The organism is Bowmanella yangjiangensis (assembly GCF_017255015.1).
Lineage (GTDB): Bacteria > Pseudomonadota > Gammaproteobacteria > Enterobacterales > Alteromonadaceae > Bowmanella > Bowmanella yangjiangensis.
This window is the reverse complement of sequence record NZ_JAFKCS010000193.1, coordinates 1-1,504: the sequence shown is the minus strand read 5'-3', so window position 1 is coordinate 1,504 and position 1,504 is coordinate 1. Positions and strand designations below refer to the sequence as shown.

Annotated in this window: 1 protein-coding gene; it reads left to right on the top strand. The window is 64.4% G+C overall.

What is annotated here, in order from left to right:
- Nucleotides 1–152: 152 nt before the first annotated feature.
- The coding region (gtfA, locus tag J0A65_RS23240; protein WP_206596664.1) for a sucrose phosphorylase at nt 153–1,504 on the top strand (1,352 nt) is incomplete at its 3' end.

Below are 1,504 nucleotides of genomic sequence, written 5' to 3'. Positions count from 1 at the left end.
CCGCTGAGTTACGGTCTCTGGCAGGAGGCGCCGGACCAGGCCGTGCAGGCGGTGCTGGCGCGGCTCTGAGGAGCCGGTTCCGCGGCGTCGCTTGACGCGTGCGGCGATCGTGGCCTAGGCCTTTGGTAGACCAACACTGTGCCGGGGGGCTCATGACACTGCGCAATGCTGTTCAACTGATCACCTATCCCGACCGCCTGGGGCGCAACCTGGGCGAGCTCTACCAGTTGCTCGACCGGCACCTGGGCGATGCCCTGGGCGGTGTGCATATCCTGCCGCTGTATCCGTCCAATGCCGACGGTGGTTTCTCGCCGCTCACCCACATGGAGGTGGACCCGCGCTACGGCGACTGGGCGGATGTCGAACGCATCTCCGCGCGTTTCGACCTGTGCGTCGACCTGGTGATCAGCCATATCGCCGACGAGTCACCGGAGTTCCTCGATTTCGTCGCGCGCGGCCAGGACTCGCCCTACGCTGAGCTGTTCGTGCAGGTCGACAGCCTCGGCGAGATCAGCCATGACGACCTGGCCAAGATCCATATCCGCAAGGAGAAGGAGCCATTTCGCGAGGTGCGGCTGGCCAACGGCGAGACCTGCCGGGTCTGGTGCACTTTCACCGAACGGCAGATCGACCTGAACTACGATTCGCCACAGACCTACCAGCTGATGGAGCAGTACATGGCCTTCCTCGCCGCGCGCGGGGTCAAGCTGTTCCGCCTGGACGCCTTCGGCTACACCACCAAGCGTATCGGCACCAGTTGCTTCCTGGTGGAGCCGAACGTCTATCGCATCCTCGAATGGTTTCGCGAAACCGGGGCCAAGTACGAGACCGAGATGCTCCCGGAGGTGCACGACCATATCAGTTACCAGTACGCCATCTCGCGTCGGCAGATGCGCCCCTATGCCTTCGCCTTGCCGCCGCTGGTGCTGCATGCCTTGCTCACGGGGAGCAGCCGCTACCTCAAGCACTGGCTGCGCATGTGTCCGCGCAACCAGATCTCCGTGCTCGATACCCATGACGGTATCTGCATTCCCGATGTCGAGGGCATGTTGCCCGAGGCGCAGATCCAGTACCTGGTCGACGAGATCTCGACGCGCAGCGCCGACCCGATCCTGCGCCGCTCGGCGGTGAACGTGCACAGCGTGGGCGCCATCTATCAGCTGACCTGCACCTTCTACGAGGCGCTGATGCGCAACGACGAGGCCTACATTGCCGCACGGGCCATGCAGTTCTTCACCCCCGGCATCCCGCAGGTGTACTACGTCGGCCTGCTCGCCGGCTGCAACGATTTCGATCTGCTCGAGCGAACCGGCGAGGCCCGCGACGTCAACCGCCATTACTACAGCGTCGAGGAGGCCGAGCAGGCCTTGCAGCAACCGCTGGTGCAGCGCCTGCTGGCGCTGATGCGTTTCCGCTGCCGGCACCCGGCCTTCGAGGGGCGTTTCGAGCAGAACTATTCGGCGGATGACCAGCTGCTGCTGGCCTGGCGCCATGGCGAGCATTA